The sequence below is a fragment of the Jatrophihabitans sp. genome (genome assembly GCF_036000465.1).
In the GTDB taxonomy this organism is placed as follows: domain Bacteria; phylum Actinomycetota; class Actinomycetes; order Mycobacteriales; family Jatrophihabitantaceae; genus Jatrophihabitans.
In genome coordinates, this window is record NZ_DASYFV010000031.1 from 138,201 (window position 1) to 161,086 (window position 22,886).

22 protein-coding genes and 1 tRNA gene are annotated in these 22,886 nt (G+C 71.4%); 10 read left to right on the plus strand and 13 right to left on the minus strand.

Going from position 1 to position 22,886, the window contains the following annotated elements; all coding sequences use genetic code 11:
- Positions 1–14: 14 nt before the first annotated feature.
- Positions 15–1,229, minus strand: a complete 1,215-nt coding sequence (locus VGN18_RS10610; RefSeq protein WP_327539655.1) for an MFS transporter — start codon at positions 1,227–1,229, stop codon at positions 15–17.
- Positions 1,230–1,380: 151 nt separating this feature from the next.
- Here VGN18_RS10610 and VGN18_RS10615 point away from each other — a divergent pair, with 151 nt between their 5' ends.
- The 6 genes from VGN18_RS10615 to VGN18_RS10640 all read left to right on the plus strand — a co-directional run bounded on the left by VGN18_RS10615 (position 1,381) and on the right by VGN18_RS10640 (position 9,977).
- Positions 1,381–2,325, plus strand: a complete 945-nt coding sequence (locus tag VGN18_RS10615) for an ABC transporter ATP-binding protein (RefSeq protein WP_327539656.1) — start codon at positions 1,381–1,383, stop codon at positions 2,323–2,325.
- On the plus strand, positions 2,322–3,680 hold the full coding sequence (locus VGN18_RS10620) for an ABC transporter permease (protein WP_327539657.1): 1,359 nt from the start codon (positions 2,322–2,324) through the stop codon (positions 3,678–3,680). Before VGN18_RS10615 ends, VGN18_RS10620 begins: the two co-directional genes overlap by 4 nt.
- Positions 3,681–3,683: 3 nt before the next feature.
- Positions 3,684–6,437: an alkaline phosphatase family protein gene (locus tag VGN18_RS10625; RefSeq protein ID WP_327539658.1), complete on the plus strand. Its 2,754-nt coding sequence runs from the start codon at positions 3,684–3,686 to the stop codon at positions 6,435–6,437.
- A gap of 137 nt (positions 6,438–6,574) precedes the next feature.
- Positions 6,575–7,930, plus strand: a complete 1,356-nt coding sequence (locus VGN18_RS10630) for an NBR1-Ig-like domain-containing protein (RefSeq protein ID WP_327539659.1) — start codon at positions 6,575–6,577, stop codon at positions 7,928–7,930.
- A gap of 36 nt (positions 7,931–7,966) precedes the next feature.
- Positions 7,967–9,205, plus strand: a complete 1,239-nt coding sequence (locus VGN18_RS10635; RefSeq protein WP_327539660.1) for an FAD-binding protein — start codon at positions 7,967–7,969, stop codon at positions 9,203–9,205.
- 271 nt (positions 9,206–9,476) lie between these two features.
- The gene (locus VGN18_RS10640) at positions 9,477–9,977 is read left to right on the plus strand and encodes a pyridoxamine 5'-phosphate oxidase family protein (protein WP_327539661.1); all 501 of its coding nucleotides are present in this window, start codon (positions 9,477–9,479) and stop codon (positions 9,975–9,977) included.
- A gap of 160 nt (positions 9,978–10,137) precedes the next feature.
- Here the strand turns inward: VGN18_RS10640 and VGN18_RS10645 are convergent, their stop codons facing one another.
- The 5 genes from VGN18_RS10645 to VGN18_RS10665 all read right to left on the minus strand — a co-directional run bounded on the left by VGN18_RS10645 (position 10,138) and on the right by VGN18_RS10665 (position 14,032).
- A complete protein-coding gene (locus VGN18_RS10645) occupies positions 10,138–10,485 on the minus strand; it encodes a DUF6326 family protein (RefSeq protein ID WP_327539662.1) in 348 nt (115 codons plus the stop codon).
- Positions 10,472–11,296 carry a DUF4386 domain-containing protein gene (locus tag VGN18_RS10650; RefSeq protein ID WP_327539663.1) on the minus strand — a complete coding sequence of 275 codons (825 nt, stop codon included), beginning with the start codon at positions 11,294–11,296 and terminating at the stop codon, positions 10,472–10,474. Before VGN18_RS10650 ends, VGN18_RS10645 begins: the two co-directional genes overlap by 14 nt.
- A gap of 210 nt (positions 11,297–11,506) precedes the next feature.
- Entirely contained in the window at positions 11,507–12,787 is a 1,281-nt protein-coding gene (locus tag VGN18_RS10655; RefSeq protein WP_327539664.1) for a hydroxyacid-oxoacid transhydrogenase, read from the minus strand.
- A gap of 130 nt (positions 12,788–12,917) precedes the next feature.
- A complete protein-coding gene (locus VGN18_RS10660; RefSeq protein ID WP_327539665.1) occupies positions 12,918–13,874 on the minus strand; it encodes a cyclase family protein in 957 nt (318 codons plus the stop codon).
- Positions 13,875–13,959: 85 nt separating this feature from the next.
- A tRNA-Lys gene (locus tag VGN18_RS10665) sits at positions 13,960–14,032 on the minus strand.
- Positions 14,033–14,183: 151 nt separating this feature from the next.
- Between VGN18_RS10665 and VGN18_RS10670 the strand changes: the two genes are divergently transcribed.
- Positions 14,184–14,987 (plus strand): potassium channel family protein, encoded by an 804-nt coding sequence (locus VGN18_RS10670; RefSeq protein WP_327539666.1) that lies wholly within the window; start codon positions 14,184–14,186, stop codon positions 14,985–14,987.
- On the opposite strand, the gene paaE is transcribed toward VGN18_RS10670, so the two are convergent.
- The 6 genes from paaE to paaZ are packed head-to-tail and all read right to left on the minus strand — an operon-like array spanning position 14,975 to position 20,636.
- Positions 14,975–16,024, minus strand: a complete 1,050-nt coding sequence (gene paaE / locus VGN18_RS10675; RefSeq protein ID WP_327539667.1) for a 1,2-phenylacetyl-CoA epoxidase subunit PaaE — start codon at positions 16,022–16,024, stop codon at positions 14,975–14,977. The two genes, VGN18_RS10670 and paaE, sit on opposite strands and share 13 nt — an antisense overlap.
- Positions 16,025–16,026: 2 nt before the next feature.
- Positions 16,027–16,515 (minus strand): 1,2-phenylacetyl-CoA epoxidase subunit PaaD, encoded by a 489-nt coding sequence (gene paaD / locus VGN18_RS10680; RefSeq protein WP_327539668.1) that lies wholly within the window; start codon positions 16,513–16,515, stop codon positions 16,027–16,029.
- Complete coding sequence (gene paaC / locus VGN18_RS10685) at positions 16,512–17,375, minus strand: 1,2-phenylacetyl-CoA epoxidase subunit PaaC (protein WP_327539669.1); 864 nt, start codon at positions 17,373–17,375, stop codon at positions 16,512–16,514. Before paaC ends, paaD begins: the two co-directional genes overlap by 4 nt.
- Positions 17,376–17,386: 11 nt before the next feature.
- Positions 17,387–17,671, minus strand: a complete 285-nt coding sequence (gene paaB, locus VGN18_RS10690; protein WP_327539670.1) for a 1,2-phenylacetyl-CoA epoxidase subunit PaaB — start codon at positions 17,669–17,671, stop codon at positions 17,387–17,389.
- Positions 17,668–18,606, minus strand: a complete 939-nt coding sequence (gene paaA / locus VGN18_RS10695; RefSeq protein ID WP_327539671.1) for a 1,2-phenylacetyl-CoA epoxidase subunit PaaA — start codon at positions 18,604–18,606, stop codon at positions 17,668–17,670. The genes paaB and paaA overlap by 4 nt, the downstream gene beginning before the upstream one ends.
- Positions 18,603–20,636 (minus strand): phenylacetic acid degradation bifunctional protein PaaZ, encoded by a 2,034-nt coding sequence (gene paaZ, locus VGN18_RS10700; RefSeq protein ID WP_327539672.1) that lies wholly within the window; start codon positions 20,634–20,636, stop codon positions 18,603–18,605. Before paaZ ends, paaA begins: the two co-directional genes overlap by 4 nt.
- A gap of 57 nt (positions 20,637–20,693) precedes the next feature.
- Between paaZ and paaI the strand changes: the two genes are divergently transcribed.
- From paaI to VGN18_RS10715, 3 genes are read left to right on the plus strand one after another with little or no spacing between them, the layout of a single operon-like run.
- The gene (gene paaI, locus VGN18_RS10705; protein ID WP_327539673.1) at positions 20,694–21,110 is read left to right on the plus strand and encodes a hydroxyphenylacetyl-CoA thioesterase PaaI; all 417 of its coding nucleotides are present in this window, start codon (positions 20,694–20,696) and stop codon (positions 21,108–21,110) included.
- A complete protein-coding gene (locus VGN18_RS10710; protein ID WP_327539674.1) occupies positions 21,107–21,706 on the plus strand; it encodes a TetR/AcrR family transcriptional regulator in 600 nt (199 codons plus the stop codon). Before paaI ends, VGN18_RS10710 begins: the two co-directional genes overlap by 4 nt.
- Positions 21,703–22,293, plus strand: a complete 591-nt coding sequence (locus VGN18_RS10715; protein ID WP_327539675.1) for a CoA pyrophosphatase — start codon at positions 21,703–21,705, stop codon at positions 22,291–22,293. The genes VGN18_RS10710 and VGN18_RS10715 overlap by 4 nt, the downstream gene beginning before the upstream one ends.
- Before the next feature lie 4 nt (positions 22,294–22,297).
- Here VGN18_RS10715 and VGN18_RS10720 read toward each other — a convergent pair whose 3' ends face one another.
- Entirely contained in the window at positions 22,298–22,846 is a 549-nt protein-coding gene (locus VGN18_RS10720) for a hypothetical protein (RefSeq protein WP_327539676.1), read from the minus strand.
- Between the last annotated feature and the right edge of the window lie 40 nt (positions 22,847–22,886).

Consider the following 22,886-nt stretch of genomic DNA (forward strand, 5'->3'; position numbering starts at 1 on the left):
ACCGCTCATTGTCATCAGGCGGTCTCGTCCGCTCCGGCGGGTGGCGCGACCACGGCGGTGATGAGGGCGGCGATGCCGAGCAGCACGGCCACGGCGGTGATCGCGCGCAGCACGGTGAGGTGGTCGCCGAGGAAGCCGACGGCGGGGGGGCCACCCAGGAAGGCGCAGTAGCCGATGGACGCGATGACGCTCACGCGCCCGGCGGCGTGGCGGGGTTCGTCGGCGCCGGCGCTCATGCCGACCGGAAACCCCAACGAGACGCCCAACCCCCACAGCACGGCGCCGGCGAACGCCAGCGGGGTGGCCGGAGCGAAGACGAACAGCAGCGTGCCGGCGATCCCGACACCCGCCAGCAGCCGGACGACGGCCACCCGGCCGTGCCGGTCGAGCAGCCCCGGGCCGAACCAGCGTCCGATCGTCATGGCCGCCAGGAACACCGCGAAGGCGAGCGTGCCGACCGCGGGCGCGGCGTGGTAGCCGTCGATGGTGGCGACGCTGATCCAGTCGTTGCCGGTGCCCTCGGCGAACGCGAACGCCAGCACGAAGAGTCCGATGAGCAGGGTGCGAGGTTCGCGCCAGGCGGCGAGGGCGCTGCGCTGCGGGGTCGATTCGTCGGGCTCGTCCAGGCCGGCGCTGTCGTGGACGAACCCGCGGGTGCCCCAGCACACGATCGCTGCGACGCCGACGGCGACGACGGCCAGATGGGCGCTGACCGGCGTGTGCGCGGCCACGAGGACGGCGCCGATGAGTGCGCCCGCGACGGTCCCGAGGCTGTAGCCGGCGTGGAAGCGGGCCATGATCGAGCGGCCGAGATGCCGTTCGACCAGCGCGCCCTGGACGTTCATGGCGACGTCCCACGCGCCGTTGGCGAACCCGAGCAGGAACAGCCCGATGACCACCACGACGATCCCGACGAGGTAGCCGATCGCGACGGTGGCGAGCCCGACCCCGAGCAGCAGGGCCATGGCCGCGACGGTGTAGCGCGAACCGAGGCGGTGGATGACCGGACCCGCCAGGGGGAGGGCGATCACCGACCCGGCCGCGATCGACAGCAGCACCAGGCCGAGCTGGGCCGGGGTCAGGTCGAGGTGGTCACGCACCTGCGGGATGCGCGAGGCCCAGCTGGCGAAGGCGAACCCGCTGCCGGCGAAGGCGATGTAGGTGCTGCGCACCCCGGCCGTGATCTGGGGGGGCGACGGTGCGGCGACGGCGACGGCGGGATCGGACAACCTGATCAACGCCCCGCCACGCGATCAGGCTACGCGGCCGCCGGTGGCGCGATCCGGTCGGCTGGCGTTCCTCCGCTGTTTGCCGAAGTGCACCTTTTGGGTCGTTCACCCGCTCTACGTTTCTCGCGATATGTCGAGAAACGAGGCAGGCATGGAACCCACCCTCGCTGTGCGGGCCCGCGGCATCACCCAGTGCTTCGGCGACGTCGTGGCGCTCGACGGCGTCGACCTGGACGTCGCGCCGGGCGAGATCCACGGCCTGGTCGGGCCGAACGGCGCCGGTAAGACGACGATGCTCGGGCTGCTGCTCGGCCTGGCCGTCGCCGACCGGGGCCACCTCGAGTTGTTGGGGTCGCCGGTCGGCCGGGCGCTGGCCGTCCCGGACGGCGTCGCCGGCTTCGTCGACGGCCCGGGCCTGTACCCCTCGCTCAGCGCCCGCCAGAACCTGACCGCCCTGGCCGGGCTCCGCGGCCGCGCCGCCCGCACCGCCGGCATCGACGAGGTGCTGCGCGACGTCGGGCTCACCGCGGTCGCCGACGAACGGGTGCGCGGTTTCTCCCTCGGCATGCGGCAGCGGCTCGGCCTGGCCGCCGCGCTGCTGACCGAGCCGCGGCTGCTGGTGCTCGACGAACCGTCCAACGGCCTCGACCCCGCCGGCACGAGGCAGGTGCTCGGCGTGCTCACCCGTCTCGCGGCGCGGGGTTCGGCCGTGGTCGTGTCCAGCCACCGGATGGACGACCTCGAGGCCCTGTGCTCCGAGGTGACCATCCTCGCCACCGGACGGGTCGTGTTCTCGGGACCGTTGGGCAAGCTGTCGGCCGAGAGCCGCGAGCTCGACTACCGCATCCTCACCTCGGACCCGGACGGCGCCCGCGAACTCACCGGCTACCTGCCCGGCCTCCGCGTCGTCGACGACGGCACGCCGGCGGGCCGCGCCGACTCGGAACACCTCGTGGTCCGGACGGCCGTTCCCGCCCTCGACGAACTCGTCGTACGGCTCGTGAACGCCGGCATCGCGATCCGCGAGATCGCCCCGGTGGTGTCGCCGCTGGAGGCCGCGTTCCTCGCCCTCACCGAGCAGGAGGGCGACCGATGACCGCCACCCTCGAACGGACGACTGTCACACCGGTCGCGACGCGCGTACCGGTCGGCCGCGGCTACCGTTTCGAATTGGTCAAGCTGCTTTCCCAATGGCGCGTCCGTCTGTTGCTGCTTGCCTGCTGGCTCGCGCCGGCCGTCTTCATCGCCTTCGTGAGCGAGCAGTCGTCACTGCCGACCGACACCCTGTTCGGCCGATGGATGCACACCACGGGCTGGGCCGGCGCGCTCGTCATGCTCGGTTTCTGCGGCACCTGGGCGCTGCCGCTCGTCACCTCGGTCGTCGCCGGTGACGTGTTCGCCGCCGAGGACCGGCTCGGCACCTGGCGCCATCTGCTGGTGGCTGTCCGCTCGACCCGGCGGATCTTCGTGGCGAAGGCGCTGGCCAGCCTGTCGGTGATCCTGCTGGTCGTCGTCGGGCTGGCGACGTCCAGCGTGCTGGGTGGCTTGCTCACCGTCGGAAACCGACCGCTCGTCGGCCTCGACGGCCACCTCCTGACCCCGGGCGACGCGGCCGGCAAGGTGCTGCTCGCCTGGCTCGCCGTGCTCGCGCCCACCCTGGCCCTGGCCGCGATCGGACTGCTCGGCTCGGTCGCTCTCGGCGGCTCCCCGATGGGTCTGCTGCTGCCCACCGCGGTGGCACTCGCGATGCAGCTCGCCCAGATGCTGCCGCTGCCGGTCGCGGTGCGGCTCTCACTGCCCGGCTACGCCTTCGTCGCCTGGAACGGTCTGTTCACCGTTCCGGGGCAACTCGGTCCGCTGCTCGTCGGCGTCGCGGTCAGCCTGGTGTGGGCGGTCGCGGCGACCGCCCTGGCCTACGTCGTGTTCGTGCGGCGCGACTTCACCAGCCTGAGCCACGACGGCTCCGGACGGCGGGCCGTCACCGCCGGCGCGCTACCCCTGATCGCCCTGCTCGGCGCCACCGTGGCGGTCGTCGCCGCGGTGAGCCCCGCCTCGGGCTCGGGCATCGACCAGGCCAAGGTGCAGCGCTCGGTCTCGGTGGCGTTCGGCCACCTGTACCGGTTGCAGGCGGCGCTACTGCACCGGCCGGCGGTCACCGAGGCGCGGCTCGCGGTCACCTCGTCGTGCGACAAGGGCGACGGGCTGATCGCCGCCGAAGGATCCGGCAACGACTGGCGCTGCGTCGTCACCTGGCACCTGCCGCGCGTTGCGGCGCAGGGCACCGCGATCTACCAGCTCGACGTGAAGTCCGACGGCCGCTTCACCGCCGACGGGGACGGCCCGAAGGACGTCAACGGCTACTACCCCGTGCGGACCCCCACCGGGGACGAACCGAACCCCCTCTGGCAGTTCGACGCCAATGTCGGTCTGCTTTCCACCACGAAGGGATGACCCATGCAGGTAACGCGCCACTATCGGCGTGACGAGAAGGATTCCGGCACCCCCGACCGCAGCAGCGGCCGCCGGACCCGCCTCGTCACCGCCGGCGCCGCCGGTCTCGCGCTCGTCGCGGTCGGCTCCGGGATCGGCCTCGCGTCGACCCACCAGTTCGGCACCCAGCAGGTCGGCCAGGTGACCGACAGGGGCCAGGTCGTCGCCGACGACCAGTACATCAAGCCGGTCGGCGACCGCCTCGTCATCAACAACGGCAAGATCATGGCCTCGGCCGTCAGCCCCGACGGCAGCCATCTGGCCGCGCTCACCACCGACGGCGGCATCGCGCTGACCATCGTCGACCTCAAGAGCTGGAAGGTGCAGCAACTCGTCGGCAACTCGGCGACGGCCGACCTGAAGATCAAGGGCAACGACGTCGGCCAGGAGGGGCCCTCGTACTCACCCGACGGCAAGACACTGTGGATGGCCCAGACCGACGGCTACAGCCGCTTCCCGGTCAACGCCGACGGCAGCGTCGGGGCACCCACGTTCGTGCCGATCCCGGCCGACGGCCCCAAGCACGGGCTGCCGGCCCAGGCGGTCTTCTCGGCCGACGGCTCGACGGTCTACGCCGCGATCAACGGCCAGAACCGCGTCGTCGCGATCGACGCCGCCACCGGCGCGCTCGGCCAGAGCTGGGCGGTGGGCAACGCACCCCGCGACCTCGTCCGCGTCGGCGACAAGATCTACGTCGGCAACGAGGGCGGGCGCCCGGCCCGGCCGGGCGACTCGACGCTGAACTCCTACAACACCCAGGTGCCGGCCAGCCCGGTCACCGGCTCGACCACGACGGGCACCGTCAGCGTCATCGATCTCGCGAACCCGGCGGCCACCCCGACGAGCATCGACGTAGGCCTGCACCCGACCGCGCTCTACGCGAAGGGCGGCGCGCTGTTCGTCACCAACACCAACAGCAACACCGTGTCGGTCGTCGACACGGCCAAGGACAAGGTCGTGCAGACGATCGCCACCCAACCCTGGCCGGAGGCCAGGATCGGCTACGAGCCCGACGGCGTGACGCTCACCGACGACGGCCACCTGCTGGTCACGCTCGGCCGGGCCAACGCCGTCGCGGTCTACCGCTACACGAGCGCGCAGGAGCCGGCGAGCTACGTGGGCCTGCTGCCCACCGACTACTTCCCGACCGCGGTCGCCACCGTCGGCGGCCAGGTGCTGGTGTCCAACACCCGCGGCATCGGCGCCCTGCGTCCGACGACGAACGCCGGGCACGGCACCCACGACACGACGTCCAGCCTGACCCGCTTCACGCTGCCGTCCGATCGGGTCGTCCGGCGGGACACGGCCGAGGTCTTCCGGCAGAACGGCTGGACGCCGAACTCGGTGCGCTACGCGACCGGGCACGGCAACGTGGCCCCGGTGCCGGTCCCGCAGCGGCTCGGCGACCCGTCGACGATCAAGCACGTCTTCCTGATCGTGAAGGAGAACCGCACGTACGACCAGGACTTCGGCGACATCGCGAGCGGCAACGGCAACCCGGCGCTCGCCCAGTTCGGCGAGAACGTGACCCCCAACCAGCACGCGCTGACCCAGCAGTTCGGGCTCTACGACAACACCTACGACATCGGCACCAACTCCGCCGAGGGGCACAACTGGCTCATGCAGGCCGACGACCCGGAGTACACCGAGTCCTCGGCCGGTGAGTACCTGCGCAGCTACGACACCGAGGACGACGCGCTCGGCCACCAGAGCTCGGGCTTCATCTGGAGCGGGGCCCAGGCGGCGGGCAAGTCGGTGCGCGACTTCGGCGAGTTCCACCAGTTCCTCACCAAGCCGGCCGGCGCCACGTGGCAGAACCTGTACTGCGACGCCAAGAACATGGACGCGACCGGGCAGCCCAGCGCCTACCCGATGATGTCGTCCTCGCCGATCCCGTCGCTCAACAGCGTCTCGGTGCCCGGCTTCCCGAAGTTCGACACCTCGGTGCCGGACCAGTACCGCTACGAGATCTGGAACCAGGACTTCGAGAAGAACGGCCCGGCCGACCTGAACATGTTGTGGCTCTCTAGCGACCACACCGGCGGCCCGCTGAGCCCGGCGGCGCAGGTGGCCGACAACGACCTCGCCACCGGGAAGATCGTCGACCGCATCTCGCACAGCAAGTACTGGAAGGACTCCGCGATCTTCGTGGTCGAGGACGACAGCCAGGCCGGTCTCGACCACGTCGACGGCCACCGCGCGCCGATCCAGATCATCAGCCCGTACGCGCGGCACGGTGTGGTCGACAGCCACTACTACTCGCAGATCACGATGATGCGCACCATCGAGCAGATCCTCGGGATCCACCCGATGAACCAGAAGGACACCGCGGCCACCCCGATGAGCGCGGCGTTCACCGCCAAGGCGAACTACACGCCGTTCACAGCGGTGCCGAATCGCACCTCGCTGACCCTGGGCCTGTCGACGCCGCCCTCCTGTGGCGTCGACACCGTGGCTCCGCAGTACGCGGCGGCGCAGCCGTCGACGGCGGTGCCCGCGAGCGAGCAGAAGGTCGCCGCGCAGTGGCGGCAGTGGCAGTCGCACCAGCGGCTCACCGGCGGCAGCGCGACGCCCGACTACGCGAACCCCGAGCAGATGAACCACCTCACGTGGTACGAGACGCACGGGTGGACGAAGCCCTATCCCGGCGAGCGCGCGATCGTCGCGCCCGATCAGGTGCCCGGGGCCTACATCCCGTCGGCGGACGGCGGCAACTGACGCCGACCGGTAAGCAGTGACCAGTGCCCCTGGCCGGGAGGACCGGCCAGGGGCACTGTTGTCGGCGCGGGCACGTATCAACGCCGGCCGGCCGAGGCTCTGCTGTCGTGTCCGTCGTCGGCAACGAAAGGCACGTCATGGCACAGCACAATGCGGTCCCGGGGTTCCGGGCCAGTGTGAACGGTCTGCACTTCACCAACGCGTGGCCGAGCGAGCCCGACATCATCATCGACGTCAGCCCGCTCGGGAAGGTCCCGATCGGCGACGCCAGCAACGGCCTGTGCGGCGGCATGGTCTACACGGTCATCGACGTGTTCAGTGCCGCGCTGCCGCCGATCCCGGACACGACGAACCCCGCGCAGGGCACTCCGCTGTTCAACTACCTCGTCTCGCGGCTGTTCGCCAGCTTCGACATCCCGGGTGGCGTGCTGAAGTACTACGACTGGATGAACACACCCGACCACGACACCGGCATGTGGATGTTCGTCCGTCGCGGTGTCGCGTGGCACACGATCATGGAGGAGTGGCCGAGGGTGAAGGCCGACATCGACGCCGGCGTGCTGTCGCCGCTCGGCCTCGTGACGGTGTACACCACCGACCCGTCGATGATGGGGCACAACCATCAGGTGCTGGCCTACGCGTACGACGTCGACGACAGCAACGTGCTCACGTTGCACCTCTACGACCCGAACACCTCGCCGACGGGCGCCGACGACGTGCGGCTCAGCCTCGATCTGTCGAACCCGACCCACACGTCGCCGATCACGCACAACGTGAACATCTCCGGCTCGATCCGCGGGTTCTTCCGCACCACCTACGCGTTCTCGAACCCGGCCGCGCTCGAGCCGACGACGCCGCTGCCGTCCAACGCGTTCTTCGTCGGCGGCGGCATCGCCTCGCCGCAGCCTCCCGGCGCGGTGACGAGCGCGCAGCTCACCTTCGAGAACATCGGCGGCACGACCTGGACGTCGGGCGGCGCCAACCCGTTCCGGCTCGGTGCGCAGAGCCCGCAGGACAACACGACGTGGGGCACCAACCGCGTCGAGTTGCCCAACGATGTCGCCCCGGGCGAGCAGGTGACGTTCACGGTGCCGGTCACGGTGCCGTCGACGCCGGGCACGTACCACTTCGCGTGGCGGATGGTCCAGGAACTCGTCACCTGGTTCGGCGACACGAGCCCGGACACGCCGGTCGTGGTGCCGGCCCCGCCGCAGCCGTCGATGACGGTCTCCGTCACCCCAGCGATCCTGCCCACGCGTCGCGCCGTCATGGTGACCGTGCACGCCGTCGACGCGGTCAGCGCGGCGACGCTCAGCGGCACAGTGACCGTGAACGGGATCCAGGTCGGGCACACCGACGCCCCGTTCTCGCTCACCGTCCCGGCCCACCGGGTGAACACGCCCGACGGCTGGGAGTGGGACGCCGTGCTCCCCACCGGCACCGTATCGGTGCCCGGCTACGTCTCCGGCACCATCCCGTTCGACACCGCGTGACTGCCGCCCGCCGCACGATCATGGGAGTCTCGAACGGTGCAGAACTGGGCCGGAAACATCACCTACTCGGCTACCCGGCTGGCTGAACCGGAGTCGGTCGAGGAACTGCAGACGATCGTCGCCGGAGCTGCGGCGGTGCGCGCGGTCGGCTCCGGCCACTCGTTCAGCCCGGTGGCCGACACGACCGGGACGCTCGTGTCGCTGCGCAACCTCGCGCTGCCGACCGTCATCGACGCCGAGGCGCGGACGGCGACGGTGCCGGCGGGCGCGCGCTACACCGAGGTGACCGCCGACCTCGACGCGCGCGGGTGGGCCCTGCCGAACCTCGGGTCGCTGCCGCACATCACCGTCGGCGGCGCCTGCGCCACCGGCACGCACGGTTCGGGCGACCGCAACCGGAACCTGGCCGGCGCGGTCGTCGGCGTCGAGTTCGTGCGGGGCGACGGGGAGCTCGTGCGCTGCGCGCTCGGCGAGCCCGAGTTCGCGGGCAGCGTCCTCGCCCTCGGCGCGCTCGGGATCGCCACCCGCATGACGTTGCGGCTCGAGCCGGCCTACTCGATGCGGCAGGACGTCTTCACCGACCTGCCGCTCGACCGGGCGGCCGAGCGGGTCGACGACATCTTCGCCGCGGCGTACAGCGTCAGCCTGTTCAGCGACTTCGCCCGGCCCGATGTGCTCGATCTCGTGTGGTGCAAGAGCCGCGGCGACGCACCGCCGTCGGCGGCCTTCCTCGGTACGCCGGCCGACCGCGAGCGCCACCCGACGCCGGGGCTGGCGGCCACCGGCACGTCGCCGCAACTCGGTGCCGTCGGCCCGTGGCACGAGCGGCTGCCGCACTTCGACCCGTCGCACAACCCGAGCACCGGCGACGAGCTCCAGTCGGAGTACTTCCTGCCGCGTCACCGGGCCGGGGCGGGGTTGGCCGCGCTGCGCGCCGCTGCCGCCGACTTCGCCGGGGCACTGCAGGTGTTCGAGATGCGCACCATCGCCGCCGACGACCTCTGGCTGAGCCCGTGTCACGGCCGCGACACCGTCGCCGCCCACTTCACCTGGGTCTCCGACTTCGACCTCGTGCGGCCGGCCCTGGCGGCCGTCGAGCGCGCGCTCGGGCCGCTCGACGCGCGGCCGCACTGGGCCAAGGTCTTCCTCGCCGCCGACCGGTCGACGTTCGAGTCGATCTACCCGCGCCTGCCGGATTTCCGCGCCCTCGCCGACCGGCACGACCCGGAGCGCCGGTTCGGCAACGACTTCGTGGCGCGCTACGTCTACGCCTGAGGTCGCTTCGACCTGGGCCGTCGGTGCCGAAGAGCCCGCGCCGCCCCCGCCGAACGCCTCGGGTGATCACGCCGGGCGAGCGGCACACTGAGGGGGCAAGCCTCCCCTGGATGCGCAGTCGGACAACACGGACACCGGCGAGAAACGGACACGGCCCGCCCCTGATCGGGCAGGCATCGGCAGTACAGCACGGGCGATGGCAAGGGTTCGATTCCCTTGCGGGGCACTGATCCGGCGCCCGTTTGTCGGCGTCCGGAGCTAACCTCGCGCCATGACCGACACGCCGCGGAGTTCGCGTCCGACGATGCCCGACGGCTACGGGCTGCCGGCGACCACCGACGGGCTGCTCAGCTGGGCCGACGTCGAGGCCCGGCTGCGGGCGTCGAAGCACTACTGGCTGGCCACCGTCCGGCCCGACGGCACGCCGCACTCCGTGCCGCGCTGGGGTGTGTGGGTCGACGGCCGCTTCTACTACGACGGCGCGCCGACCACCCGCCACGTGCGCAACCTGACCCACAATCCGGCCTGCACCTTGACTCTCGAGAGCGGCACCGAGGTCGTCATCGTCGAGGGCGACTCGATGGCGACGACCGCCGACCCCGACAGCCTCGGCGCTCGCATCTCGGCCGCCTTCGCGAAGTACCACCCCGAGTACGCCCCCGGCCCCGACTCGTGGGCCGGCGACGGCGGCGGGGGCCTGCGGGTGATCACCCCGAAGCGGGCGCTGGCCTGGTTCGCCTTCCCGACCGACTGCACCCGCTTCACGTTCTGACCGAGCGGGCGGGTCGTCAGCGCTCCTGCGACTTCGCCGACGTCGTGCCGGCACGGTCCGACCCGACGCCCCCGTGGAGAGGCGCCGACCGACGCGGCCAGCCCCGAGCCACGAAGGCGATCGTCAACAGCAGGGCGCATTCCACGGCACTGCCCAGCAGTTAGTACGCCCAGTGCTCACCGACGACCGAGACAACGATCGATGCGAGGTACAGGCCGCTGATCACGATATTCAGCATCCGCGCGACGTCGGCCCGCAGGAGCATGGTCGCTGCGATCGTCAAGCTGGGCACGACGATGTAGACCGTGGTGAGCAGCAGGTAGCCCTGATCGATCTCGAACCCGGGGCCGGCGACCTTGCCGGCGAGCGCGCCCTTGATCACATCCGCGCGGAAGAAGGTGAAGATGTCGACGTAGGCGAACACGAACAGCGTCGAGGTCCAGAGCGCGGCGAGAACGGTGCGCGCTGACGGCCGGGCATCGACGTAGGTCACGTCAGTGTGGTTCATGGCGTACCCCCGGGACGGGTTCGCGAGCGCCATCGGGATGGCCGAGTCGTGGGCGACGAGGATCTACCTCTCTGCCCTCCGGGCCACCGGTCCTGGCCGCTGACCCCGCACCGACGGCGGGTGAGAGATTCGATTCGGACGGCGCTACCGCGAAGCCCCTGGCGATCAGCCAGCCCGCGAGCACCATCTCCTGCACCCCGATCGGGGCGGCGAGCGCGAACTGCGTGGCGGACTCGGGGGCGATCACGCGCAGGGTCACCAGCACCCCGGCCCCGAACAGCAGAACCACGCCGACGATGCCCCAGCCGGACAGCCAGCGCGGCACCAGGCGTCCCTCGTAGAAGGCCAGGTAGTAGAGCAGGCCGCCGACGGCAAATGCCAGCAGCAGCGCGACGTTGCCCAGTACTCGATAGGCGGACAGCACGGTGCCCGCGACCGGGCGGTAATCCGGCGTGTCCGGCCGTCCGGCGGAGACGTAGTCGCGGCTCAGCGTCACCAGCGACAGCACGAGCATCGCGCTCGCGAGGTAGGACATGCCCTCGATGACCCGGAACGCGACGGCGCCGAGGGCGCGGGCTTCGCCGACGCGCCGCACGACCGGGTACAGCGCGACGGCGATCGCCGGGGCGGTCAGCGCGGCGATCGAGGCCAGCAACGCGCCCACCTCCACTCGAGTGCTGTGCGCCGCGACCTGCGTGAGGTAGTCCGAGGCACCCAGCGGAGCGAGGAATGGTGCGCTCGACAGGCTGCTTCCGGTGGCCAGGATCAACAGCACACCCGTCACGACCGCCCGCCGTCGGTCTCTGGTCATGTCCGACTCACCGCCTCGAAGGACCGGCCGCCGCGCCTCCGGAGCGGCACCGACCCCGTCACGGCCCGTACCGGTCGGATTCACCCTGGAACGAACTGGTGCCTGCCCGTCAAGCGTCCTACGTCCGCCCGTCGGCGCCACCGGGCCAACGGCACTGACGGGACGGGACATTCGGCGCGGGACGCACCGACCGGCGTCGAGCGCCGTTGCTCACCAGTTGCTGATCGAGCGGCTGAAGATGCCGGCGATGTCGTCCTCGGTCACCTCGCGCGGGCAGGTGGAAAGCAGCCGCTGCTGCTTCATCGTGCCCGGCACCAGATCGGGTACGTCCGCCTCGCTGTAGCCGACCGCGCCGATGCCGTTGGGGATGCCGATCTCGCGCATGAGGTCGATGAGTACCGACGGCAGCTGCTCGGACGGCTTGTCGGCGATGTCGGCCCCCGGCGCCAGCAGCTCGGCCGCGCGCAGGTGCCGCTCGGGCGCGCTGGGAAAGCTGAACCGGAACGCCTCCGGCGCGGTCAGCGACACCGCCTGCCCGTGCGGCACCATCGGCTCGTCCGGCGGGTAGCCGGACGGCCGGTAGTCCTTCACCATGCCGGCGATCGGGTAGGCGTTCGCGTGCGGGATGTGCACCCCGGCGTTGCCGAAGCCCATGCCGGCGAACGTCGCGGCCAGCATCATGTCGCTGCGCGCGGTGCGGTCGTCGGCGCCGTGCGAGACGGCCCGGCGGAACGAGGACGCGATCAGCGACATCGAGCGCTCCGACCACACGTCCGACACCGGGTTCGCGCCGCAGTAGGTGACCCGCTGCTCGGCCGTCTTCGCCGGGTAGGTCGCGTACGGCCGGGCGGTGTAGGACTCGAGCGCGTGGCAGACGATGTCCATGCCCGAAGCAGCGGTGACCTCGGGCGGCAGCGTCATCGTCAGCAGGGGATCGACGACGGCCATCGTCGGGCGCAGCCGCCAGTGGCTGATGCCGGTCTTCACCTTCATGGCCAGGATGTCCATGACGCACATGGCCGTGCTCTCCGAGCCGGTGCCGGCCGTCGTCGGCACGGCGATCAGCGGCTTGAGCCGGCCGGTCGGGGCCTTACCACCGCCGATCGGCGGGTTGACGTAGTCCATCAGCTCGCCGCCCTGCTCGGTGAGCAGGTTGACCACCTTCGCGGTGTCGATGACCGAACCGCCGCCGACCGCGATGAAGCCGTCCCACGGACCCTGCTGCCGGGCGTACTCGGCCGCCTTGTGCATGCTGTCGTCGGTCGGCTCGACGTGCACCCCGTCGAAGATCTCCGACGTGATGCCATAGCGGGTCAGGGCGTCGGCGATGCGGTGCGCGACCCCGCTGCGAGCGACGCCCTGATCGGTCAGGATCAGCACCCGCTGCGCGCCGAACTGGGCCATGTCGAAGCCGATCTCGTCCGACGCACCCGGCCCGAACTTCAGCGGCGGCGCACCCCAGGTGAAGATCGTCTCCTCGGTGCCGGCCATCAGGCTCTCGCCTCGGCCGCAGCCCGGTCGCGCGGCTCGCGCCGCGGGATCTTGCCGGTCACCGACTTCGGTCGCTCGTCCACGATCCCGAGGCTACGGGGATATCGCCGCCCGCGAAGAGTTCCGGCTCCTATTTGATGACGATGGGGTTCACCGGCGAGCCGCTGCCCCGATGCACCTTGAGCGGCGCGGCGACGTAGAAGCCGTCGTACCGACCGTCCTGGGCACAGTCGGCGGCGTAGGCCTCGAGGTCGGCGATCTCGGTGAAGGCGAGGCCGAGGTTGCGCATCAGCGCGTTGTGCAGCACGAGGGTGACGCCGTTGTTCGGATCGGTCGTGACCTCGTTCGCCATCGTGTCGGTGACGAGGTTCGGGATCTCCATGTCCTGGAACCACTGCACGAGTTCCGGGCTGTAGACGAGGCCGGGCTCGCAGAAGCCCTTGTAGAACGTGTCACCGAGGTCGTGGAACAGCTTGAGGAAGTTGGTGCGGATGATCAGGATGTCGCGCTTCTCGATGGTGACGCCCTGCGCCTCGGCGCAGGCGAGGAGATCCTCGTGGGTGAAGGTCTCACCCGCGTCGAGGTTGTCCTTGCCGCGGAAGCGCGCCATGTCGAGCAGCACGGCGCGCCCGACCACGCCCCGCCGGGCGATCGGCTCCACGCTCGCCTTCGTCAGACCGCCGATCGTCGTCCGCGCGTCGTAGCCGTTCCAGATCTTGCCGCCGTACCAGACGTGCCCGAGCGCGTCGTACTGCGTGGAGCCCTGCAGGAAGGCCTCGATCTTGTCGTCGGCGTAGTGCAGACCGCCGGGGGCGACAGGCGCGTCAGTGGCGTCCCAGGTCGACTCGTCGCGGATCTGGGTGCGCTCGGCCGGCGCGCGACCGGGCCACACCGGGTCGCCCTTCGGGTCGCCGATCAGGCGCTGCAGCGTGAACGTCTTGCCCGACCGGACGAGGGCCGCGCCCGCGAGCACCTGCTCCGCGCCGAGGTAGTTCAGCGAGCCGACCTCGTCGTCGTCGCCCCACTTGCCCCAGTTGCTGGGCGAGTCCCTCAGCAGATCCTGCAGGTCGGGGGCGGTGTCGGTCACGATCGACTCCTCGCGGTCCGGATTGGGAGGGGTGAAGCCCGGCAGGAACACGAAAGCCCCCGGAGAACCGGGGGCCTGGTGTCGGTGCGCCGTCAGGGACTTGAACCCCGAACCCGCTGATTAAGAGTCAGCTGCTCTGCCAATTGAGCTAACGGCGCGTGTCATGCAATCGGCCCACCGCAGCGGGCCGAGCACAAACGTTATCACGAGGCCGCGGCCCCGTATCGCGGCCCCGGGGCTGAGAGCACGCCGCGGCGCGACGGTGCATTCAGGGCATAAGTCCGCATGCCCCACCTATCCTCGGGGACCATGACCGACGACGTGGCCGACTCCGGCCGGGGCCTGTGGCGCGGCGCCGCGCTCGACCGGCGGCGGCTGCGGCGCTGGCTCGACACCGGCGACTGGGTGTTGGCCGCCTTCGCGGTGCTGTTCCTCGTCGGTTACGCCACGCCGATCCTCCGGCCGCAGCTCGACCATCCGCTCAAGCACGTGTGCAGCACCATCCAGTTCGTGGCCTGGCTGGTCTTCGCGCTCGACTACATGGCCCGGGTCTACGCCGCGGCCGACCGGAGGAGCTACTTCACCCGGCACCTGCTCGATCTCGTGATCGTGGCCCTGCCGTTGCTGCGTCCGCTGCGGCTGATGCGACTGGTCGTCCTGTTCCGCATCCTCAACCGCAAGGCGGCGGCGTCGATGCAGGGCCGGGTCGCGAGCTACGTGACCATCTCGGCGGCGACGCTGGTCTTCTGCGCCGGTCTGGCCGTGCTCGACGCCGAGCGCCACGCGAACGGCTCGAACATCACCAGCTTCGGCAACGCCATGTGGTGGGCGGTCACCACGGTCACGACCGTGGGCTACGGCGACCACTACCCGGTCACGGTGCAGGGGCGGTTCATCGCGGTGGGCCTGATGATCGGCGGGGTCGCGCTCATCGGCGTGGTCACCGCGTCGTTCGCCGCGTGGTTCATCGACCGCGTGCGGGACACCGAGGTCGAGGCCCAGGCCGCCACCCAGCACGACCTCGAGGAGATGGCGCGGCGCATCGAGGTTCTCACCCGCGAGATCGTCGCGCTGCGCAAGGAATCGGCCCGCGACGACGTTCAGCTGTCGTAGTCGACGGTCACCGTGTCGGTGATCGGCAGGGCCTGGCAGGTGAGCACGTAGCCGGCGTCGATCTCGGACTGTTCGAGGGCGTAGTTGCGCCGCATGCGCACCTCACCGTGCGTGACGAGGGCGCGGCAGGTTCCGCACACGCCGCCCTTGCAGGCGAACGGGAGATCCGGACGCACCTTCTGCGCGCCGTCCAGTACCGGGGTGTCCGGGCCTACGGTGACGGTGCTGGCCCGGCCGTCGAGGACGACGGTGACCTCGGCCCCCGGACCGGCCGGTGCATCGACGTGGTGCACCTCGTCCGGCGGGGCGTCCTCGACGTAGAACAGCTCGCGGTGGATCCGCTCGTTCGCGACGCCGAAGCCGTGCAGCACGTCGATGGCGTCGGTGACCAGGCCGAACGGACCGCACAGCCACCAGTGATCGATCTCGGCGACGTCGACCGTGGCCGGCAGCAGCTCACGCAGCTTGGCGGCGTCCAGCCGGCCGGTGAACAGCTCGACCTCCTGCGGTTCGCGCGAGAGCACGTGCACGAGCCGCATCCGGGCCGGGTGGGCGTCCTTGAGGTCGGCGACGTCGTCGGCGAACATCACCGAGTCGCTGCGCCGGTTGCCGTAGAGCAACGTGACGGTGGAGTCGTCGTTCGCGGCGAGCACGGACGCCGCGATCGACAGCATCGGCGTGATGCCCGACCCGGCGGCGATTAGCACGTGCTGCCCGGCCCGGGTCAGGTCGGGGGTGAACGAGCCGCTCGGCGCCTGTACCTCGACGGTGTCGCCCGGGCGCAGTTGGTGTACGAGCCAGCCCGACACCGCGCCGCCGGCGACCTCGCGCACGCCGATGCGGGGGGCGCGGCCGGCGGGGGCGCAGATCGAGTAGGAGCGGCGCTCGTCGCCGTGCTTGACCGTCAACGACTGCCCGGGCGCGAAGACGAACACGTCGCGCAGGTCGTCGGGCACGGCGAAGGTGACGGCCGCCGAGTCGTCGGTGAGCGGATCGATCGCGGCCACGCGCAGCGGGTGGAAGTCGGTGCGGGCCACCGTCAGATCTCCTTCACGTACTCGAACGGTTCGGCGCAGGCGGTGCACCGGTAGAGCGCCTTGCAGGCCGTCGCGCTGAACGCCGCCGTCTCGACCGTCTCGGCCGAACCGCAGTGCGGGCAGGTGACCGAGCGGAGCCGCGGGGTCAGCGTGAGCGGTATCGGGCCGCGGGCCGGGCCGGCCGGGTTCGGCGGCGCGACGCCCGCGGCGGCCAGCTTGCGCCGGCCCTCGGCGGTGATCCAGTCGCTGCTCCAGGCCGGGGCGAGGGCGGTGCGCACGCACACCTCGTCGTAGCCGGCGCGCCGCAGCTGGTGCTGCAGGTCGTGGCTGATCTCGCGCATCGCCGGACAGCCCGAGTACGTCGGGGTGATGGTCACCGTGACCCGCCCGCCCGTCTCGTCGACATCGCGCAGGATGCCGAGGTCGGCGAGCGTCAGCATCGGCAGCTCGGGATCGGGCACCGTCGCGGCGATGTCCCAGGCGGTGCTCACCACGTCGCGTCCGGATGCGCCCGGGCCACGCTCTGCAACTCGGCGAGCACGTAGCCCAGCGCCTCGGTGTGCACGCCGTCGCGCCCGGCCCGGCCGCCGACGAACGCCAGCGGCGCGCCGTCGGGCCGGTCCAGCCCGGCGGTGGCGAACACGGTGTCGAGCACGACGTCCACCTCGCCCCGCAGTCGGGCCGGGTCGGCCAGGTCGCCGGCGCGCGGGGTGAAGAGCTCGTCGACGAGCGGCCACAGTCGGTCGAGCGCGCCCTGCATGCGCTCGTGCGACAGCTCGGTGCCGTCACCGAGCCGCACGACCCACTGGGCCGCGTAGTCGCGGTGGTAGGTCAACTCCTTGACGCCCTTGGCCGCGATGGCGGCGAGCACCGGATCGGCGGCGTCGCGCAGGTGGTCGAACAGCGCCAGGCGCCAGGTCGAGAACACCAGCAACCGGCCGACGAGCTCGGCGAAGTCCTCGTCGCGCCGCTCGACGAGGCGGACGTTGCGGAACTCCTTCTCGGCCCGGAAGAAGGCGAGCTCATCCTCGGTGCGGCCGTCGATCGAACCGGCCCGCGCGAGCAGCATGCGGGCCTGGCCGAGCAGGTCGAGCGCGATGTTGCCGAGCGCCGTCTCCTCCTCGAGCTCGGGCATGCGAGTGATCCACTGCTGCAGCCGGTGGCTGTAGATGAGCGCGTCGTCGCCGAGCGCCAGGCAGTAGGCCGCGAGTTCCGGAGCTTCCATACCGTGAGGTACGGATGTGTCGATGCCCTCGAGCGGGTCGGTGAAGCCGGTGCCGAACGCCCAGCGGTGATCCTCGCCGTGCTCGTCGGTCAGGCCGTCGTAGGGGGTGCCGCCCTCGTCGCTCATCGATGCGCCCATCACATGTGGGGGACGTCGTCGGGGATCTCGTAGAACGTCGGGTGCCGGTACACCTTGTCGCCCGACGGCGCGAAGAACGGGTCCTTCTCGTCCGGGCTGGACGCGGTGATGTCGGTGGCCGCGACGACCCAGATGCTCACGCCCTCGTTGCGGCGCGTGTAAAGGTCCCGCGCGTGGTGCAGCGCCATCTGCGGATCGGCGGCGTGCAGCGATCCGACGTGCACGTGGTTCAACCCCCGCTTGCCCCGAAGGAAGACCTCGTACAACGGCCAGCCGGTGCTCATGCTCGTCCCTTCGCGGCGTGGGCGAGCGCGGCCTCGCGCACCCAGGCACCCTCGTCGTGCGCGGCCCTGCGGTGCGCGACGCGCTGCACGTTGCACGGTCCGTTGCCCTTGATCACCTCGGCGAACTCGCTCCAGTCGACCGGGCCGAAGTCGTAGTGACCGCGCACCTCGTTCCAGCGCAGGTCGGGGTCGGGCAGCGTCACGCCGAGCTTCTCCGCCTGCGGGACCGACATGTCGACGAAACGCTGCCGCAGCTCGTCGTTGGTGTGCCGCTTGGTGCCCCATGCCATCGACTGCGCGGTGTTGGGGGACTGGTCGTCGGGCGGCCCGAACATCATCAGCGACGGCCACCAGAAGCGGTTCGTCGCGTCCTGCACCATCTCGCGCTGCGCCTCGGTGCCGCGCATCATCGTCATCAACAGCTCGTAGCCCTGCCGCTGGTGGAACGACTCCTCCTTGCAGATGCGCACCATGGCCCGCGCGTACGGCCCGTACGACGAGCGGCACAGCGGCACCTGGTTGCAGATGGCGGCACCGTCGACGAGCCAGCCGATCACGCCCACGTCGGCGTAGGTCAGAGTCGGGTAGTTGAAGATCGACGAGTACTTCTGCCGATTGCCGATCAGCCGCTCGGTGAGGTCGGCGCGATCGGCGCCGAGGGTCTCGGCCGCGGAGTAGAGGTACATGCCATGGCCGGCCTCGTCCTGCACCTTGGCCAGCAGGATCGCCTTGCGCCGCAGCGACGGCGCGCGGGTGATCCAGTTGCCCTCGGGCTGCATGCCGATGATCTCCGAGTGCGCGTGCTGCGCGATCTGGCGGATCATCGAGGCGCGGTACTTGTCCGGCATCCAGTCGCGCGGCTCGATGCGCTTCTCGTGCTCGATCGTCGCGTCGAAATGCTGCTCCAGCACGGTGTTGTCATCAACAGCGGTCACTGCGGCCACTCCTTCGCGACGAGGGTGAGGACGTCGTACTTGGCCACCGACGCGCCGTCCTGGTTGGTGATGTCGGCGTCCCAGCGCACCTCGCCGTACTCGCCCTCGCGCGGCGTGATCGCCTTCGCGGTGAGGGTGACGGTGAGCGAGTCGCCCGGGTAGGTCGGGGTCAGGAAGCGCAGGTTCTCCAGGCCGTAGTTCGCCAGCACCGGCCCGGGTTCGGGATCGACGAACAGCCCGGCCGCGAACGACACGACCAGGTAGCCGTGCGCCACGCGGCCGTCGAAGAACGGGTTCGCCCTCGCGGCGTCCTCGTCGGTGTGGGCGTAGAACGTGTCGCCGGTGAACTCGGCGAAGTGGTCGACGTCGTCGAGGGTGACGGTGCGCGGGCCGGCCACGACGGTGTCGCCCACGCGCAGGTCGGCGAGCGACTTGCGGAACGGGTGGACGTCGGTGACGGTGCGCCCGGCGCCCGCCACCCACTGCCCGGTGATCGCGGAGAGCGCCTGGGGGGAGGCCTGCACGGCGGTGCGCTGCATGTGGTGCAGCACGCCGCGGATGCCACCCATTTCCTCGCCGCCGCCGGCCCGGCCGGGGCCGCCGTGCACGAGCGTCGGCAGGGGCGAACCGTGGCCGGTCGACTCGCCGGCGTCGTCGCGGTCGAGCACGAGCAGGCGTCCGTGCCAGGGCGCGACGCCGAGCACGAGCGCGCGGGCGACCTCGGGGTCGGCGGTGACGATCGAGCCGACCAGGCTGCCGCGGCCGCGCGCGGCCAGGGTGATGGCGTCGTCGAGCGAGCCGTAGCCGATCAGCGTGCTGACCGGTCCGAACGCCTCGACGCTGTGGATCTCGTCGCGGTCGGAGTCCGTGGCCTTGAGCAGCACGGGGGAGAGGAACGCGCCGCGGTCGGCGTCGGCATCGACGACGTCGACTTGCTCGGGGTCGCCGAACACGATCGACGCGACGTCGGTGAGCGCCTTGAGCGAGCGGCGCACCTCCTCGCGCTGCTCGAGCCCGGCCAGCGCGCCCATCCGGACATCGGGGTTGGCCGGATTGCCGACGGTCACCTTGGCCAGCCGGGCCGCGGCCGCCTCGGCCACGGCGTCGACCAGATGCGTGGGCACGAGCGCGCGGCGGATGGCCGTGCACTTCTGCCCGGCCTTGACCGTCATCTCGGTGGTGAGGCCCTTGACGAACAGGTCGAACTCGGGTGTGCCCGGCTCGGCGTCGGGGCCGAGGATCGAGCAGTTCAGCGAGTCGGCCTCGGCGGTGAAACGCACGGCGTTGCCGACCACCGCCGGGTGGGTGCGCAGCTTGGCCGCGGTCGAGGCGGACCCGGTGAACCCGACGAGATCCTGCTCGGTGAGGTGATCGAGCAGGTCGCCCGCACTGCCGGCGATCAGCTGCACCGACCCCTCGGGCAGCAGCCCGGACTCGACGATCAGCTCGACCAGGCGGTGGGTGAGGAAGGCCGTCGGCGAGGCCGGCTTGATGAGGCTGGGGACGCCGGCGAGGAAGGCGGGCGCGAACTTCTCGAGCGGGCCCCAGACCGGGAAGTTGAACGCGTTGATCTGCACCGCGACGCCCCGCAGCGAGGTCCAGATGTGCTGGCCCACGAAGGTGCCCCCGCGGCCGAGCGGCTCGACCGCGCCGTCGACCAGCACGCCGCCGGCCGGCAGCTCGCGCTTGCCCTTGCTGGCGTAGGTGAGCAGCACGCCGATGCCGCCGTCGATGTCGAACTTCGAGTCGCCGAGCGTCGCGCCGGTGCGGGCCGAGACGGCGTAGAGCTCCTCGCGGTGCTCGCGCAGGAACGAGCCGAGCGACTTCAGCAGTGCCGCCCGCTGCTGGAAGGTCAGCTCGCGCAGCGCCGGGCCGCCGACCGCCCGGCCGTGCCCCAGCGCGCCGGACAGATCTATGCCCTGGGTGGACAGCTGCCCGATCTCCTCGCCGGTGACCGCGTCGTGCATCGGCACGCCGTCGGTGGACGGCGCGCGCCACGCACCGGCGACGTAGCTGGGGAGTACCGGCACCAGAACCTCCGAGCGTTCGGTAGACAAACTGTACGATCGTTCAGTTATTCTGGGCCCATGACGGAGACCGAGTCAACCCGCTCCTCGGTGCTGCGGATGATGGCCGACGACCGGGCCTCGGCGGCCCTGGGCATCGAGCTCGTCGACCACGGCCCCGGCTGGGCGCTCACCCGGATGACCGTCCGCGCGGACATGACCAACGGGCACGACATGGCCCACGGCGGGCTGGTCTTCACCCTCGCCGACACCGCCTTCGCCTGCGCATGCAACAGCTGGGGGCCGGTCACCGTCGCGGCCGGGTGCGAGATCACGTTCGTCGCGGCGGCCCGGCTCGGTGACGTCCTCGAGGCCCGGGCCGAGGCCCGCACCCGCTACAAGCGGCACGGCATCTACGACGTCACCGTGCGTCGCGGCGACGAGGTCGTCGCCGAGTTCCGCGGCCGCAGCCACCAGCTCGCGGAGCGCCGGCCGTGACCGTGCCGCTCACCCGCCGCCGCGGGCGGCCCGGGCACGACCTCGAGTCGGTGCTGACGACCTCGGTCGCCGTCTTCACCGAACGCGGTTACGAGGGCACCAGCATCGACGACCTCGCCCGCGCGCTCGGCACCGGCAAGTCGGCGATCTACCACCACGTGCCGAGCAAGGACGCGCTGCTCGGCCTGGCCCTGGACCGCGCGCTCATGGGCCTCGAGGACGTCGCCGACTCCGTGCGCCGCCTCGACGGCCCGGCGGTCGACCGGCTCGAGACCCTCGTGCGCGGCAGTGTGCGGGTGCTCGTCGAGCGGCTGCCCTACGTCACGCTGCTGCTGCGGGTTCGCGGCAACAGCGAGGTCGAGCGCGAGGCGCTCGTGCGCCGCCGCCGCATCGACCGCCTCGGCGCCGAACTGGTGCGCCAGGCGGTCGGCGCGGGGGAGCTGCGGCCCGATCTCGACCCGGCGCTCACCTCCCGGCTGCTGTTCGGCATGGTCAACTCGTTGACCGAGTGGCTGCGCCCCGGCGCCGATCACGACGCCGACGAGCTCGCCGGCACGGTCGCGGCCATCGCCTTCGCCGGGCTGCGCGTCGGATGACAGCGACCCGGGAGTCCGTCGCCGCCAACCTCGCCGGTTTCGAGCGTCGGGCGGCCGACCGGCCGGATCTGTTGCCCGCGTCGGTGGCGCTGTGCACCGACGGCGCGACGCTGCTCATCACCCGCCGGGCCCGCGGCCTGCGCGCGCACGCCGGCCAGTGGGCCCTGCCGGGCGGCCGCCGCGATGCCGGTGAGTCGATCGAGGACGCCGCGCGGCGCGAGCTCGCCGAGGAGACCGGCCTGCAGGTGGAGCCCGACGCGGTGCTCGGGTGCCTCGACGACTACGTGACGCGGTCGGGCTACGTGATGTCCCCGGTCGTGCTGTGGGCGCCGGTCTCGGCCGCCCCACTGGCCGGCCCGGAGTCCGAGGTCGCCCGGGTCCATCGCGTCCCTATCGCCGACTTCGACGTCGAGCCCGAGTTCGAGACGATCCCCGAATCGGATCGGCCGGTCATCCGCCTTCCGCTGTTCGGCCGCCACCTGCACGCGCCGACGGCGGCTGTCGTCCACCAGTTCTGCGAGGTCGCGATCCGCGGCCGGGCGACCCGCGTGGCCCACTACGAGGCGCCGGTGTTCGCCTGGGAGTAGCCGCTCAGATGGTCAGGTCGCGCCGGTTCTGCTCGTAGTTGCGCAGCGATGCCGCCTCGTCGGCGACAGCGCTGCCGAGCACGGAGAGGTCGCGCTCGCGATCCAGGGCGGCCGTCTGCAGCACCGTCTGGCGGGCCGAGTAGATCGAGTCGATCAGCTGGACGACCTGCGGGGTGACCGTGGCCAGCGCCGTCCGCTGCCGGGCGCGGTCGAGGAAGGTCTCGATGGTGGCGAGGTCGGCATCGAGCCGGGTCGCGATGCGGGTGGCCTCGGCGAGCACGGCCACCGGGTCGGCGCGGAACATCCGGGCGCCGGGCGGCGCAGCCGCGATCGCCTGCTGCATCGCGTGCAGCTCGGCGGCCAGCTGATGGCGCAGGGCGGCGGCATCGCGGCGCGGACCGGGCGGGAGCAACCGGGCCCGGAACTCGAGGGCGCGCCGGCGGCCGAGTGCCACCGTGCGGCGGACGAGCCGCAGCCCGGCCCACACCACGATTGCGCCGAGGGCAGCGACGACGAGAAGGATGATCAGTACAGCTTCGAGGAACCCGGTCATGGCGTCCGTCCTGAGAGGTGCCGCTGATCCCAGGATAGGA

Bases quoted from the DNA above. Each gene is read 5' to 3' on its own strand.
- VGN18_RS10640 (WP_327539661.1), top strand. From the start codon at position 9,477: ATGACCGACACGCCGCGGAGTTCGCGTCCGACGATGCCCGACGGCTAC.
- paaC (WP_327539669.1), bottom strand. From the start codon at position 17,375: ATGAGCGACGAGGGCGGCACCCCCTACGACGGCCTGACCGACGAGCAC.
- VGN18_RS10670 (WP_327539666.1), top strand. From the start codon at position 14,184: ATGACCGACGACGTGGCCGACTCCGGCCGGGGCCTGTGGCGCGGCGCC.
- VGN18_RS10630 (WP_327539659.1), top strand. From the start codon at position 6,575: ATGGCACAGCACAATGCGGTCCCGGGGTTCCGGGCCAGTGTGAACGGT.
- VGN18_RS10720 (WP_327539676.1), bottom strand. From the start codon at position 22,846: ATGACCGGGTTCCTCGAAGCTGTACTGATCATCCTTCTCGTCGTCGCT.
- paaB (WP_327539670.1), bottom strand. From the start codon at position 17,671: ATGAGCACCGGCTGGCCGTTGTACGAGGTCTTCCTTCGGGGCAAGCGG.
- VGN18_RS10620 (WP_327539657.1), top strand. From the start codon at position 2,322: ATGACCGCCACCCTCGAACGGACGACTGTCACACCGGTCGCGACGCGC.
- VGN18_RS10650 (WP_327539663.1), bottom strand. From the start codon at position 11,296: ATGACCAGAGACCGACGGCGGGCGGTCGTGACGGGTGTGCTGTTGATC.
- VGN18_RS10625 (WP_327539658.1), top strand. From the start codon at position 3,684: ATGCAGGTAACGCGCCACTATCGGCGTGACGAGAAGGATTCCGGCACC.
- paaI (WP_327539673.1), top strand. From the start codon at position 20,694: ATGACGGAGACCGAGTCAACCCGCTCCTCGGTGCTGCGGATGATGGCC.
- VGN18_RS10645 (WP_327539662.1), bottom strand. From the start codon at position 10,485: ATGAACCACACTGACGTGACCTACGTCGATGCCCGGCCGTCAGCGCGC.
- VGN18_RS10715 (WP_327539675.1), top strand. From the start codon at position 21,703: ATGACAGCGACCCGGGAGTCCGTCGCCGCCAACCTCGCCGGTTTCGAG.
- VGN18_RS10655 (WP_327539664.1), bottom strand. From the start codon at position 12,787: ATGGCCGGCACCGAGGAGACGATCTTCACCTGGGGTGCGCCGCCGCTG.
- VGN18_RS10615 (WP_327539656.1), top strand. From the start codon at position 1,381: ATGGAACCCACCCTCGCTGTGCGGGCCCGCGGCATCACCCAGTGCTTC.